Annotated in this window: 12 protein-coding genes; 5 read left to right on the forward strand and 7 right to left on the reverse strand. The window is 36.2% G+C overall.

Going from position 1 to position 16,863, the window contains the following annotated elements:
* Positions 1–495: 495 nt before the first annotated feature.
* From ACTJKC_RS14835 to lpdA, 5 genes are all read right to left on the reverse strand, one after another.
* The gene (locus ACTJKC_RS14835; protein WP_344850027.1) at positions 496–855 is read right to left on the reverse strand and encodes a hypothetical protein; all 360 of its coding nucleotides are present in this window, start codon (positions 853–855) and stop codon (positions 496–498) included.
* 112 nt (positions 856–967) lie between these two features.
* Complete coding sequence (locus ACTJKC_RS14840; RefSeq protein WP_440793032.1) at positions 968–1,528, reverse strand: N-acetyltransferase family protein; 561 nt, start codon at positions 1,526–1,528, stop codon at positions 968–970.
* Positions 1,529–2,368 carry an MBL fold metallo-hydrolase gene (locus ACTJKC_RS14845; RefSeq protein WP_440793034.1) on the reverse strand — a complete coding sequence of 280 codons (840 nt, stop codon included), beginning with the start codon at positions 2,366–2,368 and terminating at the stop codon, positions 1,529–1,531. It lies immediately after the preceding gene.
* Positions 2,369–2,469: 101 nt separating this feature from the next.
* Entirely contained in the window at positions 2,470–3,711 is a 1,242-nt protein-coding gene (locus ACTJKC_RS14850) for a hypothetical protein (protein ID WP_440793036.1), read from the reverse strand.
* A gap of 35 nt (positions 3,712–3,746) precedes the next feature.
* Positions 3,747–5,135 (reverse strand): dihydrolipoyl dehydrogenase, encoded by a 1,389-nt coding sequence (lpdA, locus tag ACTJKC_RS14855; RefSeq protein WP_440793038.1) that lies wholly within the window; start codon positions 5,133–5,135, stop codon positions 3,747–3,749.
* 696 nt (positions 5,136–5,831) lie between these two features.
* On the opposite strand from lpdA, the gene ACTJKC_RS14860 reads away from it, so the two are divergent.
* The 3 genes from ACTJKC_RS14860 to ACTJKC_RS14870 all read left to right on the forward strand — a co-directional run bounded on the left by ACTJKC_RS14860 (position 5,832) and on the right by ACTJKC_RS14870 (position 11,081).
* Positions 5,832–9,083 carry a TonB-dependent receptor gene (locus tag ACTJKC_RS14860; RefSeq protein WP_440793040.1) on the forward strand — a complete coding sequence of 1,084 codons (3,252 nt, stop codon included), beginning with the start codon at positions 5,832–5,834 and terminating at the stop codon, positions 9,081–9,083.
* Positions 9,084–9,220: 137 nt separating this feature from the next.
* Positions 9,221–9,538: a hypothetical protein gene (locus tag ACTJKC_RS14865; protein ID WP_440793042.1), complete on the forward strand. Its 318-nt coding sequence runs from the start codon at positions 9,221–9,223 to the stop codon at positions 9,536–9,538.
* A 349-nt stretch (positions 9,539–9,887) separates the two neighbouring features.
* Positions 9,888–11,081 carry a M12 family metallopeptidase gene (locus tag ACTJKC_RS14870; RefSeq protein WP_440793044.1) on the forward strand — a complete coding sequence of 398 codons (1,194 nt, stop codon included), beginning with the start codon at positions 9,888–9,890 and terminating at the stop codon, positions 11,079–11,081.
* A gap of 115 nt (positions 11,082–11,196) precedes the next feature.
* On the opposite strand, the gene ACTJKC_RS14875 is transcribed toward ACTJKC_RS14870, so the two are convergent.
* Both ACTJKC_RS14875 and ACTJKC_RS14880 read right to left on the reverse strand, forming a co-directional pair.
* Complete coding sequence (locus tag ACTJKC_RS14875; protein ID WP_440793046.1) at positions 11,197–12,378, reverse strand: AIR synthase related protein; 1,182 nt, start codon at positions 12,376–12,378, stop codon at positions 11,197–11,199.
* 587 nt (positions 12,379–12,965) lie between these two features.
* Positions 12,966–15,140: a glutamine synthetase III family protein gene (locus tag ACTJKC_RS14880; protein WP_344850042.1), complete on the reverse strand. Its 2,175-nt coding sequence runs from the start codon at positions 15,138–15,140 to the stop codon at positions 12,966–12,968.
* Between the two features lie 203 nt (positions 15,141–15,343).
* Here ACTJKC_RS14880 and ACTJKC_RS14885 point away from each other — a divergent pair, with 203 nt between their 5' ends.
* Positions 15,344–16,189 carry an energy transducer TonB gene (locus ACTJKC_RS14885; protein ID WP_440793048.1) on the forward strand — a complete coding sequence of 282 codons (846 nt, stop codon included), beginning with the start codon at positions 15,344–15,346 and terminating at the stop codon, positions 16,187–16,189.
* A gap of 12 nt (positions 16,190–16,201) precedes the next feature.
* A complete protein-coding gene (locus ACTJKC_RS14890; RefSeq protein ID WP_440793050.1) occupies positions 16,202–16,552 on the forward strand; it encodes a hypothetical protein in 351 nt (116 codons plus the stop codon).
* Positions 16,553–16,863 lie beyond the last annotated feature (311 nt).

Here is a 16,863-nt window from a genome sequence, read left to right on the forward strand (position 1 = left end):
AATAAGGCAGGATGGATGATGTAAGAGGTTAGACGGATGATGAAAAATGGAAGAATAACGCGAAACGGATAGTGCTTGAGGATCAGATGAGTAGTGATGGTTAATTAACAATGATCAGTTTGCAGTTAGCAATTTTCAGTTAGAAGTTTTGGGCCTGGCGTTTGGGATCAGTTAACCAATTTGTACAGTTAACCAATTAACCCGATTAGGAGTTTTGAGTCAGTTAACCAATTTGTACAGTTAACCAATTAACCCAATTGGGAGTTTTGAGTCAGTTAACCAATTTGTACAATTAACCAATTAGCCCATTAGGAGTTTTGAGTCAGTTAACCAATTTGTACAGTTAACCAATTAACCCGATTAGGAGTTTTGAGTCAGTTAACCAATTTGCAATACCTATAAACAAATGACTAATGAACTAATAAAAACTAATGGCTAATGAACCCATGCAGGTGTCAGTTAACCAATTTAGACAATTAACCGATTAACCATTAATTAGTAAACTAATCTATACAGGCAGTCGCTGATGATGTGGTTAAGCTTGAACATGGTAAAAGTACCTTGCAGTAAATCTTTCAATGCGATAATTTCTAAAGCACTTAATAAATAAATGTGCTCGCAACCATTAAAGGTAACCAGTTCGAAATCGGCTTTGTGGGTATTTAAAAGAAGGGCTTCGATATCAATATTTTCGACAACCGTTTTTAGTTTTTGAAGTGACAGGCAGTTAAAGCGGGCAAACTTGCCGCCAAAATCTACATAAAAGCAATTTAATTTATCAGACTGATAAATAGAACCATGGGTATTTGAGAATACGTTAACCAGTTCGTTAATGTCGATACATGCTTTTTCCATCGTTTACAAAAATTGGTATTATTTAGATTAAATACAAATAAAAATGGAAATAAATTTTGGAAGCAGTTGGAGTTGGGCGCTTGGCAGTGCCAGGTGAATGACCAGAGGCAGATTATTTGATTTTAAAAACCATGTGGTGATATAATCCACCCATAAATTGTTTTTCGTTTTGAATAACAAAATTCATTTTTTTGTAAAGCCTTTGGGCGTCAGGATTATTATTTTCTACCAACAAGCCAACGGTATGGTGACCGAGTTTTTCAGCCCAATCTATGCCTGCAATAATCAGCTGTTTCCCAATTCCTTTTCCCTGGGCTGTAGGATTAACACTAATACTATCGAGGTAGAATTCCCCAGTTTCAGTTTCTGTGCCCTGATTGAGTTTGCTTGTTTGGTAGCGTTCGGCTACATAATTCAGAAATGGTTTGCGGAGTTCTGGCAGCTTTCCTCCATCATAAGCGTTCAGTGATCCGAGAACTTTACCTTCTTCTTCATAAACCAGTGTGTTTTCATAACTGTATTGATTGCCTTTTAGTTGAAAAAAATAAGTAAAGATTTCTATTAAAACTTTCTCCTCATCAATATTGGTTAATTTATTCGCCAGTTTACCCATCGCCTGGATAATCAATGGCACTACTTCTTCTGCATCTGCGGGGCTGGCTGGTCTGATCATTTATATATCATTCAAATTAAAATTTTCTGCTACACGGATTCCTTTTTCGGTGCGTTGTAAGGTGCAGCATTCGTTAATGGGATCGTGTTCAAGATATAATACATAGTTATTGTTAACCGCTTCTTCTAAAAATGCCTGTTTTTCTGTCAGTGTTTTTAACGGAAACATATCATAAGCCATTACATAGGGTAGGGGCAGGTGACCAACTGAAGGTAAAAGATCGGCCATATACACAATGGTCTTTCCTTTATAATTAATTTTTGGCAGCATCATGGCATCAGTATGGCCATAGGCAAAGCTGATATTGATATTTTTCTGCCACTCTATATTTTCCTGCTCCTTTATAAATTTAAGCTGACCGCTTTCTTGTATTGGCAGGATATTTTCTTTTAGAAATGAAGCTTTCTCCCTTGCGTTCGGCTCAACGGCCCATTCCCAGTGTTTTTCGTTGCTCCAGTAGATTGCGTTTTTAAAAGCAGGAATCAGTTTTTCATTTTCTCTAACGATTGCCCCGCCCGCATGGTCGAAATGGAGGTGGGTGAGAAAAACATCGGTAATATCGGCAGTACTGAAGCCTAATTGTGCAAGTGATTTCTCCATAGAATCATCACCATGCAGATAATAATGGCTAAAAAATTTTTCATCCTGTTTATTTCCGATGCCGGTATCCACTAAAATCAATTGATTGCCTTTTTCTATCAATAAACAGCGCATGGCCCAGGTACAGAGGTTATTGCTATCGGCAGGATTGGTTTTTTGCCAGATGGCCTTAGGTACAACGCCGAACATGGCACCGCCATCTAATTTAAATAAGCCTGTGTTTATAGTGTGGAGTTTCATTTGAAAGATGTAAAAGGTAAAATGTGTGATGTAACTCGGGCTAAAATAAGAAAACCCTTTAGCTTTAACTAAAGGGTTTTCTTAAATTACGGTATAAAAACCTAAAATTGATAGTTTACTAAGAGATAACCACTGGTTATCCCTGTTTTTATAGCTGTTATTGTTGAAAATCCATTTGAGATTTCTCCACGCGCTTCAATTCTGAAGTGTTTAATGGCTAATCCTGCACCAAAAAGAGCGCCCTGATCGAATTTACGAAGTTCATCGAAAAAATTACGTTGGTTCACAGTTGTTGTTGAATGAAAAGTATCTTCGAAAATTGTATTTTCTTCAAGTTTAAAAGCATAAGCACTACTAACGCCCAAATTTATGAAAGGTTTAAGTGAAGTATTAGCGAATGTGTACCTGAACATCGCGCTCAACTTTAAATATTTTCCATCAAAAGCATAAGTTTGATTTGAATATTGAAAATCAGATTGCTTATCCTGGTATGTACCATCAAATTTAAATGAACGATAGGCTAAATCGAAGTTTATGCCCAATTTTTCTGACGACCGAGGTATTGTTAATAATAAGGACACCCCCGGAATAATACTGGTTGAACCTTTAAAATCAACATCTCTGAAAGATAAAGTTGAATAACTTCCGCCTAAAATAAGACCGAACTTAGCTGTTAATTTCTCATTTTTAGTGCTGATCGGCTTATATGAATTTGGCCTGGACTGATTGTATTTTTGAACTATTCTGATAATTTCGCTTTCAAAAAAACTAACTTTTTCTATATCGTTTTCATTGATGTCTTTATTGTTGATAAACAGATCCTTAAGTTGTTCTTTATAAGCTGAATTATATGCAATCTGATTTTTTGATTCGTTAACATAATATCGCTTGTTGATCAATTCTTCGGTCTTGTTCCCGTCATAGATAAAAAAATGGCTTCGGTCGTCCACATATTTAAGTAAAGTTAGATCGCCTTCATTTAAAATATGGAGAAAAAGAACTTTATCTTCAAATGAAGGTTCTTTATCGAAGCCTAGTTTACCTAATTGTTGTGGAGATGTTTCAAGTTTTACCGCTTTTGAAACATACGATTCCACGTATTTATCGTCGGTAATTCCAAAACCATTAATGCTTTTTACATCCAAGCTTTGTGCTTTATCATTTAAAGTAGGGTAGTAATGGATTGATACAGGATTTTTATTCCAGTTTTTATAATCAATATATCCTTTAACTGTATCGTTATTTAATTTAATGATATAGCCTTTAAGGATGTTTTTTTGAGCATATAAAAATTGAGCTGTGCTTAAAATAGAAAGCACAGCTAAAAAGAAAGTTTTTTTCAATGTAAAAAAATGAGACGTTAATCCAGATGTTTATTTTATAAATGTATTACTTCACCGTATGCATCAGCAGCAGCTTCCATAATGGCCTCGCTCATGGTTGGGTGAGGGTGAACAGATTTTATCATTTCATGTCCGGTAGTTTCTAATTTACGGGCCACTACAATTTCTGCAATCATTTCGGTAACGTTCGCACCGATCATATGTGCACCTAGTAATTCGCCGTATTTAGCATCAAAAATTAATTTGATAAAACCATCTTTTGCACCGGCAGCACTTGCTTTACCCGAAGCTGAGAAAGGGAATTTACCGATTTTTAATTCGTAACCTGCTGCTTTTGCCGCTTTTTCGGTATAACCAACAGAAGCAATTTCCGGTGTGCAATAAGTACATCCCGGGATGTTGTTATAATCTAAAGGCTCAACATGCTGACCAGCAATTTTTTCTACACAGATAATTCCTTCTGCAGAAGCAACGTGTGCTAAAGCTTGTCCGCCAACTACATCACCAATTGCATAATAACCTTTTACAGAAGTATTGTAAAACTCATCAGTAACAATTTTGCCCTTTTCAGTTTTGATGCCTACTTCTTCTAAACCAATGTTTTCGATGTTGGCTACAATACCAGCTGCCGAAAGCACGATATCGGCCTCGATGGTTTGCATACCTGAAGCTGTTTTAACTGAAACTTTACAACCTGCACCACTGGTATCAACCGATTCAACACTTGCTGAAGTCATTACATCGATGCCCACTTTTTTCAGGCTGCGCAATAATTGTTTAGACACATCTTCGTCTTCAACCGGAACAACGTTATCCATAAACTCTACGATGGTTACTTTAGTGCCCATAGTAGCGTAGAAATAGGCAAATTCTACACCGATAGCACCAGAACCCACTACCACCATACTTTTTGGTAATTCGGGAAGTACCATGGCCTGGCGGTAGCCTATGATTTTTTTGCCGTCCTGTTTAAGGTTTGGCAATTCTCTCGAACGGGCACCAGTAGCAATGATGATATTTTTAGCACTTAGTTCCTGTTGAGATCCATCAGCACCTTTAACTTCTAATTTGTTCCCTGGTTTTACTTTACCAGTTCCCATAATCACGTCAATTTTATTTTTTTTCATCAAAAACTGAACGCCTTTGCTCATGCCATCGGCAACGCCACGGCTGCGTTTTACCACAGCTGCAAAATCTGCAGTGGCACCGGCAGTAGTAATTCCGTAATCAGCAGCATGATTAATATATTCGAAAACCTGAGCGCTTTTTAAAAGTGCTTTAGTAGGGATACAGCCCCAGTTTAAACAAATACCACCTAATGATTCACGCTCTACAATGGCAACTTTTAGTCCCAATTGTGAAGCTCTGATTGCAGCTACATAACCACCTGGGCCGCTGCCTAAAACAATAACGTCGTAATTCATCTGTTTTTTTTAATTTGTTATTTATCTGTCAGATGGAGCTTACCATAATTAATCATCATTTAACAGACTTATAATCATGGACGGTTCATATCTAATTTTAAAGAGATTTGTTTCTTAATTGTTCTGCATTTTATAATGTATGCTCCGATTCTTTACCGGATAAAGGATTAAACCTTTTGCATCATGAAAATTAAAGGAATACTATTTCCTTAATAATCGCTCAAAACTAAAAAAAAAATGTCAATTGAATAGGGCAATGTTGAGATAGCATTTAAAAATTACAATGGATGAATATTGTTTTGAATAACCAATTATAAAAGAGTATCCATAATGATGGTGTTTTGCCGAATAATATATGGGTTGAATAACAAAAAGTTAAATAATCAAAGTGTTTGAAGCTTAAAAAATGGTGTTGATATGTATTATTTGAAAAATACCAATGTTAACATAACTTTTATGCTTAAATTATAATCAACTGATAATTTCGTTATTAAAAATTTAGCTTTATTATCAATGTATTGATAAACTGAAAGTTATAATCGCTACAATATGTGTTAAATGTTGAAAAGTTTTGCCCGACTTAATAATTATTTAACATTGGATGTTAAAATGTGTTAAATTTTATTAGGACATTTGCAGCAATAAAATCCCTATTAGATTATTATTCAACAACAAAAAACATTTAAAAAACAAAGTATGAAGAAATCTTTACTTTTAAGATTAGTACTGGTTATTGTTGCATTTGTAGGTATTACTGTTGGTGCTAATGCACAGGTAACCACATCTTCAATTTCAGGAACAGTTAAAGATGCCAAAGGCGTTTTACCTGGTGCGAGTGTTAAGGCAACACATACACCAACAGGTACAGTTTATTCTGTATCAACCAACAACGAAGGGCGCTACGTCATTAATAACATGCGTGTTGGTGGTCCTTACACCATTGAGGTGAATTTCGTAGGTTATCATCCTTTTATTAATAAGGATATCTATTTGAACCTTGGTGAAAGCAGTAAACTTGATCCAGTTTTAGTTGATAATTCGGTAATCCTAACTGAAGTAAATGTAACTGGTAGCAGGAATTCGGTAATTGGAAGAAATAAAACAGGAACTTCCACTTCGGTTTCACGAAACCAATTGGATATGTTGCCAACTATTTCGCGTAACATCAATGACTTTGCTCGTTTAAGTCCTATTGCTTTGGTAAGAAATAGTAGTACTGATGGATCTCCGCTTGGAATAAGTTTTGGCGGACAAAGTACACGTTATAATCAGTTCACTATTGATGGTGCTAACTCAACAGACGTTTTTGGTCTTGCAAGTAACGGTACTAACGGTGGGCAGGCAAATATTAATCCAATTCCATTTGATGCGATAGAGCAAGTTCAGGTTTCATTATCACCTTATGATGTTAGTCAGGCTGGTTTCACTGGTGGAAGTTTAAATGCGGTAACAAAAAGTGGAACGAACGAAGTTCATGGAACAGCGTTTGGAACTTATCAAAATCAAGATCTTGTTGGAAGAAGTTATACCACAAGAAATAAATATACAGACTTCAAATCTTTCCAATATGGTTTAAGTATGGGAGGACCGATTATTAAAGATAAATTATTCTTCTTTGTTGCGTATGAAGGCTTAAACAGGGATCAACCTATTGCTAACCAACCAGGTGGCCCTGATGGAACTTCAAGAATCAATGTTGCAACTGCGCAAACATTAAAGGATTTTGTAATGAACAAATATGGCTATGATGTAGGTAAAATTAATGGAATTAATTTAACGAGAAAAGCTGATAATATATTTGGTCGTATTGATTGGAACATCAATGACAAAAATAAGTTAATGATCCGCGGAAACTATGTTCAGGGAAGTAACTACAGTATTTCTGATTCTCAAACGGCTATGTCGTTTTATAACAATGGATATGCTCAAAGTAACAAAACTACTTCTGTTGTAGCTGAGTTAAGCTCGAAATTATCAAATAATGCATCTAACTTATTGCGTTTAACTTATACAGCTGTAAGGGATAGAAGAGATCCGGGAGCTGCGTTCCCAAGCGTTAGCATTGCTGATCCGGTTGCTGGAACTTTTAGATTTGGAGCTGATTACAGTTCTCAGGCAAATAGCTTAAACCAGGATAACTTTACCTTAACTGATAATTTTAACCTTAACTTAGGAAGCCATAACCTTACATTTGGAACGGATAATTTATTCTATAAAACTAAAAACGTTTTTTTACAAGGTGTATATGGTGATTACAGCTTTACAAGTCTAGCTGGATTTATGAGCACTCCTCAGACAGGGATGACTCAATATCAAACAACTTACTCAACAGATGCTAGCGATCCTTTAGCCCCAGCTAAAATTGAAATGGCTCAGTTTAGTTTATATGCTCAGGATGTTTGGAGTATTAGAGATAACTTCAGATTAACCTACGGTGTAAGAGCTGAAGTGCCTGTATATTTAAATAATCCAGTTGAAAATGCTGCTTTTAATGCATCACCTGTAGCAGTAGCTAATAATCTGGTAAATAACAGAACTCCAAAATCAAATATAATTGTAACGCCAAGGTTAGGTTTTAACTGGGATGTTTTTAACAATTCTAGAACTCAAATCCGTGGTGGTGCAGGTATATTCTCTGGCCGTGTACCAATGGTATGGGTATCAAACCAATATTCAAATACTGGGAAAGCAACAATTAAATATACAGCAAATGCAGCCGCAATTGCAGCAAACAAAATTGTATTTAACCCAAGCAACCCTTATCAAGGTACACCAACAACTCCACTTCCTTCAGAAGTTGATTTAACAGATCCGAATTTTCAGGCACCTAGAGTATTAAAAGCTAACTTAGCAGTTGACCAAAAATTGCCTTGGGGATTAGTAGGTACTATTGAAGGTACTTATACAAAAACGATCAAGGATATATTGTATCAGGATATGAACCTTAACCCGGCTTCTTATACATTAGATATGGGTAATGGTGTAACAAGACCTTTTTATAACAATAGTAAAATAGATAAAAATTATACTAATATTTTATATTTAACTAATACGAATAAAGGTTATTCATACACCGTTTATGGTAAATTAGATAAGCAATTCAGTAGTGGATTTATGGCAAGTGTTTCATATACTATTGGCCATTCATTTAACCTAAATGATGGTACTTCTTCTACTGCGTTATCAAACTATAGATTTGCTTACAATGTTAACGGTTTGAATAATTTAGATTTAACAACTAATAACAATGATATGGGCTCGAGAGTATCATTCATGTTAGGTAAGAAATTTACTTACGGTGGAGGTAAATTCGCAACTAATCTTGGTTTATTCTATAATGGACAATCTGGACAAGCGCTTTCTTATGTTGTATTCGGCGACTTAAATGGTGATGATGGTTCTACGACCGCAACTCCATCAAAATCATCGAGTAACAATGCAGATTTACTTTTTATTCCTGTAGATGCTACTAGCTTTATCACTCCTTTAACAGGTATAAAAGATCCAGTTACTGGTGTTACTGGTACAATGACTGGAGCTAGACAATATGAATTGTTCCAACAATATGTAAACTCTGATCCTTATTTAAGAGATAATATCGGAAAAAACACCAAACGTAATGGTACTCGTTTACCATGGGAAAATCATTTCGATTTTAAATTAGTTCAGGATATTCATATCTACAAAAAAAGTGTTTTTAGCTTCACATTTGATATTTTCAATGTTGGTAACTTGATTAATAAGAAATGGGGACAAGGATATTTCTCTTCAAACCAGGTAATATCTCCTTTAAACATTGTAGGATATACCACAACTGGTAATGTCGTAAAACCTAACTATACTTTTAACCCAACATTTGGTACAGATCAATATACTGGTAAACCTTATGCTTATTCTGATTATTTATCACGTTGGAGCATGCAGATTGGTGTTCGTGTTAAATATTAATCAACACTGATTTTGAGATAAAAAAAGCCCTTCGGTATAAAATCGGAGGGCTTTTGTTTTTTTTAATTAATTGTAAATTATAATATTATTTGTAGCGTTTATTAATCGTGATCCGTTTATTTTAATAAAACTAAAAAATGAAAAACCTTATCTATTTAATGCTCGTGTTTTTATGTTTTACTTCTTGTAAAAAACTAACTGTAAAGGAAGAAAAAACATTCTATGAAATTAATGTACCCAAGCCAACTAACGGATTCTTTATTAGCAGTGCGATACATGTTACACTCATGGTTGATGGTAAAGCAGATATAGTGCCGGGAGGTGACGTATCGGATAGAGGTACATACAAAATTAAGGGTAAAAAGCTTATTGTAACAGCAGGAAAAGAATATGAATTTGATATCATATCTGAAACAGAAATTAAATACGGTGAACGGATTTTACGTTTGGAATAATTTTCTATTAGCAAGAATCCCCGATCAACTGATCGGGGATTCTTGCTTTTTGGTGTTTTTTGTGATTGTTTCATGTAATAAACTAACTACTTCATGTAAAAAAAGAATGACTTTAATAGTTGATTTGCATCTTTAACGCGGAAAAACAAAAAAATCTATTTATGAAACGCACGCTCTCTCTGAAAATATTCTTTTTCACCAATTAGGTTATTAATGTGCTGCCTTGTGTAGTTCATCCCTCCAAATCTAATTCAATTGCATTCCTAAACTTTTGTGCTTTTATAGTAAATCATACATGTTTACCTAATGATTAAACTAATATGAAATAAAATTTTAAAAACATCTAAACATGAAAAAAATCTATTACGCTTTTGCAGCACTTATCATTTTTTTGAGTGCCTGTAAAAAAGAAGCTTCTGTTAAAGAAGAAGAACAGCAGAACACTTTAGGTAAAGTAATTACTTATCATTTAAAGAACGGCGGGCAAGTTACTGTACAAATTAACAGTAAAGTAGAATATGTTGTTGGAGGTGATGTTATTTTATCAAATGACCAGATTGCTTATTTGGAGTATAATAAAGTAGGTGGTGGTAAAACATCTACGCCTAGAAGTACCTTTACAGCCGAATTTCAAAAATTGTGGCCAAATGGGATTGTATACTATGTAATTAATGATGCTGCTCATAGTTCTGATATTTTAGGTGCGATGAGCGATTGGGAGGCCAGTACATCAATCCGTTTTATACAACGAACTAATCAAGCAAATTATGTGAATTTTCAGGGTGCTCCACCAAATGGAGGAGGAGATTCTCAATTGGGTATGATTGGTGGACAGCAGTTAATAAGGTTAGCCGCTGGAGCAGATAAGTCTACTGTTACCCATGAAATTGGACATGCAGTAGGATTGATGCATGAGCAATGTAGAACTGACCGGGATCAGTACATTAATATTAATTTCTCAAACATCAATTCTGATTGGACCTATCAATATGCTACATATAATGTACAGGGTAGATCAGGAGCTCAGTTAGGAGCATTCGATTTTAATTCTATAATGTTATATCCTTCAAGTGTACCCGAAGCTAGAGTAGGGGGGAATACTTCACCACAAATGACAAGAAAAGATGGCTCTGTATGGTGGTACAATGATCATCTTTCGCAAGGGGATATTGATGGCGTCAATTATTTATACATGCCTATTAACATCGTTTATGATTTTGTAGATAATGAATATTTATATGATGGATTTAATCATGAACTGGATAGAGAAGTTTCCATATATTTTACCCGCAATAATATATCTTTTGCACTACCAAAAGATATTATGCTTAGAGTAAGAAAGATTAGAAATGTATATGAATCACAATTTTCACCATATTTCCATTATTATACACATGTATTAGAAGATTATAATATTACGGTGCCACAAGGTTCAACTGGTTATTATATCGGTAGTATGCAGATAAGAGAGCATAATGATCAGAATATGAATCCAATAGAGGGATCGTTTATTGAAGATCTTAGTGTGCTTCGTATTCAATAAATGTTTTTTTTTGAAAAATATTTAATAGGATTGTATTTTATTCACAAGTTTGTTGACACGCATAAAAAAGGGCTGAAATAAAATTTCAGCCCTTTTTTATTGAGTTTTTATTATTTTAATTATAAACAAAAGTTCCTTTTTCGCTTTCAATCGTTACCTGTTTCTGGTCGCCTTTTTCTACATGGCCAATTACCTGAGCGTCGATGTTAAAGCTTTTTGATATTTCGATAATGCTATCTGCAATCTCTTGTGGTACATAAAGTTCCATTCTGTGGCCCATATTAAATACCTTGTACATTTCTTTCCAATCAGTGCCCGATTGTTCCTGTATCAGTTTAAATAGCGGCGGAACAGGGAACAGGTTATTCTTGATGACGTGGATATCATCATTGATGAAGTGAAGTACCTTGGTTTGCGCGCCACCACTGCAGTGTACAATACCATTTATCTGGCCAGCGTGTTTTTCTAATATTTTTTTAATTACTGGTGCATAAGTGCGGGTAGGAGAGAGTACCAATTTACCTGCGGTTATTTTACCAAAACCTTCAATTTCAATTTCATCGGTGAGTTGCTTTTGGCCAGAGAAAACCAGGTCGAAAGGAACGGCCGGATCAAAACTTTCAGGGTAGCTATTGGCAACAGCTTTCTCAAAAACATCGTGACGGGCAGAGGTTAATCCGTTCGATCCCATGCCACCATTATATTCCGTTTCGTAAGTAGCTTGTCCGTATGAGGCTAATGCCACAATAACGTCGCCTGGCTTAATATTATCGTTGCTGATGATGTCTTCGCGCTTTAAACGGCAAGTTACGGTAGAATCGACGATAATGGTCCTCACCAAATCGCCAACATCAGCTGTTTCGCCACCGGTTGAGTAAATGGAGATGCCCTGTTCGCGTAAATCGGCCAAAATTTCTTCGGTTCCGTTAATTACGGCAGCAATCACTTCGCCGGGAATCAGGTTTTTATTTCTTCCAATGGTTGAGGATAATAAAATGTTATCAGTAGCACCCACGCAGATCAGATCGTCGATATTCATGATAATGGCATCCTGTGCAATGCCTTTCCATACCGAAATATCACCTGTTTCTTTCCAGTACACATAAGCTAAAGAAGATTTGGTACCTGCACCATCGGCATGCATAATGTTGCAATATTCTTCATCGCCGCCTAAAATGTCGGGGATGATTTTGCAGAACGCTTTTGGGAAAATTCCTTTGTCGATGTTTTTGATGGCATTGTGCACATCTTCTTTTGAGGCAGAAACGCCGCGTTGATTGTACCTGTTATCACTCATGTTGCCGCAAAGATAGTTTTTTAAGGTGGAAGGTAAAAGGGAAGAAGTTAGAAAGTCGGAAGTCGGGAGTTCGAAGTCCGGAGTCGATGGTTAAACTATGAGTCTTTGACAGCGTTTTACCTGCACAAGGCTTGTTTTAATAAGAAAATTGAAAGAGATTTTGGAAGTGAAAGTTGTCATTTTATGGCGGTTTGCAGTCCCGCTTTTCCTCCTGCGGTTTTAAATTTATGGATAAGAAAAATCTGTTGATCAAAACCGCATCCGTACAATCGGGCTTAGTATATAGAGGATTGTTCACTGTGGCGGGTTTTTCTCTTGCACAGGCCTATCATAAATAAACCTGATTGGATGGATGCTGTTGCAATCACTTTAAAAATTGAGCAACAACTTTCATAGCAGGAAGGAAAGCAGGACTGTTCTAACCGATGAGCACTGGTATTGCTTTCCAAAAAAAACTTGAAATAATTAGCAGTTAACAGTTTGCAATAAAACTGTACTCATGAACCAATGGCCAATGAACCAATGAACAAAAAAGGGCGTAAAGTTTAAAACCTTACGCCCTATACCTTAAACCTTACGGCTTAAATCTATTTCATGAATAATAATTCTCTGAATTTTGGTAAAGGCCAAACGCTGTCGTCAACAATTTGCTCTAATTTATCAGCATGGTAACGGATAATATCGAAGTAAGATTTAACTTTCTCATCGTAAGCAATTGCTTTCTCACGCGTATCTTCGATTTTGTTGGTTACTTTACGTTCTTCTAACATCGCATCGATATTGGTTTTTACAATTTCTAAATGCTCAGAAAGTTTTTTAACGATATCGATCGAAACTTTGCTGTCTACACCGATTGCTTTTAAACCCTGTACATTTTCGATCAGAGAGTTTTGGTAAGCGATTGCTGCCGGGATGATGGCTGTGTTAGCCACTTCGCCCATTACACGTGCTTCGATCTGTAATTTTTTGTAGAAGTTTTCTAACATGATTTCATGACGGGCATGAATCTCACGTGCGCTGTAAATACCTGTTGTAGCAAATAACTCAGCAGATTTTTCAGTTAAATAAGCATCTAAAGCTTTTGGTGTAGTTTTGATGTTTGATAAACCGCGTGTTGCAGCTTCATCTTCCCACTCCTGGCTATAACCATTTCCTTCGAAACGGATACCTTTAGATTCTTTGATGTATTTTTTGATCACGGTTAATAAAGCGATGTCTTTTTTATCACCTTTTTTGATCAATTTGTCTACTTCAACTTTAAATTTAACCAATTGCTCAGCCATAATCGCGTTTAAGATCGTCATCGGAGCAGAAGAATTTGCTGATGAACCAACAGCTCTCAACTCAAATTTATTACCAGTAAATGCGAAAGGAGAGGTACGGTTACGGTCGGTATTATCTAATAAAATCTGAGGGATTTTAGGGATACCTAACCAAAGTGCATTATCTTCTTTGATTTTTTTGCTGATGCGTGAGTGCTCAATTTCATCCAGTACATCGTTTAATTGAGAACCTAAGAAGATAGAGATAATTGCAGGTGGCGCTTCGTTTGCACCTAAACGGTGATCGTTGCTTACTGATGCAATACTTGCACGTAATAAATCTGCATGCTCGCTAACGGCTTTAATTGTATTTACAAAGAAAGCAAGGAACATTAAGTTGTTTTTAGGTGTTTTACCAGGAGCCAATAAGTTTTTACCAGTGTCGGTAATTAAGCTCCAGTTATTGTGTTTACCCGATCCGTTGATGCCTGCGTATGGTTTTTCGTGCAATAATACACGGAAATGGTGACGACGGGCAACTTTCTCCATCAAATCCATCAATAACTGATTGTGATCGATAGCTAAGTTGATTTCTTCATAAATCGGTGCACACTCAAACTGAGACGGCGCAACCTCATTGTGACGGGTTTTTAACGGAATACCTAATTTTAAAGCTTCGTTTTCGAAATCTACCATGTAGCTGAATACGCGCTCAGGAATAGAACCGAAATAATGGTCTTCTAATTGCTGGCCTTTAGCAGACATGTGACCGAACAAAGCACGACCGGTTAACAATAAATCCGGACGGGCGTTGAATAATGACTCATCAACTAAGAAATATTCTTGCTCAATACCTAATGATGCATTTACTTTAGTAATGCTTTTATCGAAATATTGGCAAACATCAACAGCAGCTTTATCAAGTGCAGCCAATGCTTTTAATAATGGTGCTTTATAATCTAAGGCTTCGCCTGTGTATGATACAAAAACGGTAGGGATGCAAAGGGTTTTACCTGCTTTACTTTCCATAATGAAGGCTGGAGATGATGGATCCCATGCAGTATAACCGCGGGCTTCGAAAGTATTACGGATACCGCCGTTAGGGAAACTTGAAGCATCTGGCTCTTGCTGAACCAATGCACTACCAGCAAATTTTTCGATAGCACCATCGCCACTTGGCTCAAAAAACGAATCATGTTTTTCGGCTGTTGTGCCAGTTAATGGCTGGAACCAGTGCGTGTAGTGCGTTGCGCCAGCGCTCATTGCCCATGCTTTCATAGCTGTAGCAATTTGGTTAGCATCATCAGAATTGATTAATTCACCTTGGTTGATAGATGAAATTAATTTTTCATACACGTCCTTAGATAAGAAATCTCTCATTTTTTTCTTATCAAATACATTCGAGCCATAAAAATCAGAAATTTTCGCTGAAGGAGATTTAACTTCAGGCGAAATTCTATTTTGAGCCTCTTTTAATGCGATGGTTCTTAAGCTTTTCATTAATTTGTTATGTTTTTTGTCAAAAATAGTATATTTTATTAATTTTTGTAAAACAATCGCACGAATTATGTGAATTTTACTGAAAATGAAATAAAAAAATGTTTTTCAGATGAAAAATTTCATTTTTTGTAACGAAAATAGATTTTTTAAATGTTTTATGGAATCGTTGATTTTGCTGCATCATGGTATAAAACTTTAAAACTATGTTCAACTCTTCTATTAACGTGTACAAAACCGAGTGGCTCGATCTTGTATTTGCAAACCGCAACAAAAACTATGGTGCTTACGATTTAAGGTCTAAATCTTCGAAGATTATGACGAGAGCGCTTTTCGTATCGGGTAGTTTATTTGTACTATTGTGTTTCTCGCCTTTGATTTATGCAAAGCTTTTGCCAAAGGAAGTTGTATTTGATACTGCACCAACAGTGGTGAAACTGGATGATGTTATCCATCAGATGAAACCAGATGTTCCTAAACCGGAAGAAAAACCTGAGCCGAAAAAAGCAGAACCTGTAAAGGTTAAAACGGTTGCTTTATCGCAGAATATAGTGGTTGTAAATAAAGTAGATCTTCCAGATCCTCCTACCATTAAAGAAATACAAAATGCTGTGATCAGTGATAGGACGCAAGATGGAATTGTTGCTCCAAATTTGGTAATTCCAGATGCCAAAGGTAATGGTGATGGAGCTGGGACTGCTAAAGAGGGAACAGGAACGGCCGATAATGCAGAATATACTACAAGTGGTGTTGATGAATATCCAGAATTTACAGGTGGTGCCAAAGCCTGGTCTAAATATATGGAACGTAATTTAAGGTATCCGTCAAAGGCACAGGAAGAAGGCGCAGCGGGAAAGGTATTTGTGAGTTTTGTGGTAGAGAAGGATGGTTCCATCACTGATGTATCGGTAATTAAAGGCATCGGTTTTGGCTGCGATGAAGAAGCGATGAAAGTGATTAAAAAATCGCCACTTTGGAAACCCGGTAAAAATAAAGGTGTTCCGGTGAGGGTGAGGTATAATATGGCCATCAATTTTCAGATTTCTAATTAAAGATGGTTGAAAATGAAAAAGTTCCTCCTAATAATACTATTTACTTGCTTTACCGCTGCTTATTTAAGTGCTAAAGTTGTAAATCCGGCAGATACTTCAAAACAATACAGCATTAAACTGGCCAATACCGATTTAAAAAACGGAACTGTTAAGTTTTTGCTCCGCGGTGGTATTGTATCTATTTATATTAAAGGGCAGGAAGTATTTGAAAAGAAATATGGCATTGCTTACCGCGATTTTGGATGTGTAATGCCCTTAAATATTTCGATCGAAGATTATAATAAAGTAGTGGCTTCTTTTATGGATAAGAAATATGGAAAGGGTTGGAGAAAAGAAGTGAGAAGGGATGTGCAAGGAATATGATGATGGAAAATGTGAGATGGATGATGGGGAAGCTTTCTATTAACGCTCTTGGTTTTTAGGGAGATGTAGGGTTAGGTAAATTGAAACGGTTTGGGCAGTGCCCGGGCCGTTTTTTATGTTATCTGATTTAAATAGTTGCGTCATTTCGACTGAAGCTAGCCGGTGTAAGCATCTGTTATTATTTATCATGGTATGCTTGCTTGTTTCACAGGTTTCACCGGTAGTGAAATGCCTGCCCGTACAGGCGGGGAGAAATCTATCTCGATAGATCTCTCGACTGCGTTGCACTTCGTTCGAGATGACGGTACCGT

The organism is Pedobacter sp. 22226 (genome assembly GCF_052045455.1).
In the GTDB taxonomy this organism is placed as follows: Bacteria; Bacteroidota; Bacteroidia; order Sphingobacteriales; family Sphingobacteriaceae; genus Pedobacter; species Pedobacter jeongneungensis.

Bases quoted from the DNA above. Each gene is read 5' to 3' on its own strand.
- ACTJKC_RS14835 (WP_344850027.1), bottom strand. From the start codon at position 855: ATGGAAAAAGCATGTATCGACATTAACGAACTGGTTAACGTATTCTCA.
- ACTJKC_RS14840 (WP_440793032.1), bottom strand. From the start codon at position 1,528: ATGATCAGACCAGCCAGCCCCGCAGATGCAGAAGAAGTAGTGCCATTG.
- ACTJKC_RS14845 (WP_440793034.1), bottom strand. From the start codon at position 2,368: ATGAAACTCCACACTATAAACACAGGCTTATTTAAATTAGATGGCGGT.
- lpdA (WP_440793038.1), bottom strand. From the start codon at position 5,135: ATGAATTACGACGTTATTGTTTTAGGCAGCGGCCCAGGTGGTTATGTA.
- ACTJKC_RS14860 (WP_440793040.1), top strand. From the start codon at position 5,832: ATGAAGAAATCTTTACTTTTAAGATTAGTACTGGTTATTGTTGCATTT.
- ACTJKC_RS14865 (WP_440793042.1), top strand. From the start codon at position 9,221: ATGAAAAACCTTATCTATTTAATGCTCGTGTTTTTATGTTTTACTTCT.
- ACTJKC_RS14870 (WP_440793044.1), top strand. From the start codon at position 9,888: ATGAAAAAAATCTATTACGCTTTTGCAGCACTTATCATTTTTTTGAGT.
- ACTJKC_RS14875 (WP_440793046.1), bottom strand. From the start codon at position 12,378: ATGAGTGATAACAGGTACAATCAACGCGGCGTTTCTGCCTCAAAAGAA.
- ACTJKC_RS14880 (WP_344850042.1), bottom strand. From the start codon at position 15,140: ATGAAAAGCTTAAGAACCATCGCATTAAAAGAGGCTCAAAATAGAATT.
- ACTJKC_RS14885 (WP_440793048.1), top strand. From the start codon at position 15,344: ATGTTCAACTCTTCTATTAACGTGTACAAAACCGAGTGGCTCGATCTT.
- ACTJKC_RS14890 (WP_440793050.1), top strand. From the start codon at position 16,202: ATGAAAAAGTTCCTCCTAATAATACTATTTACTTGCTTTACCGCTGCT.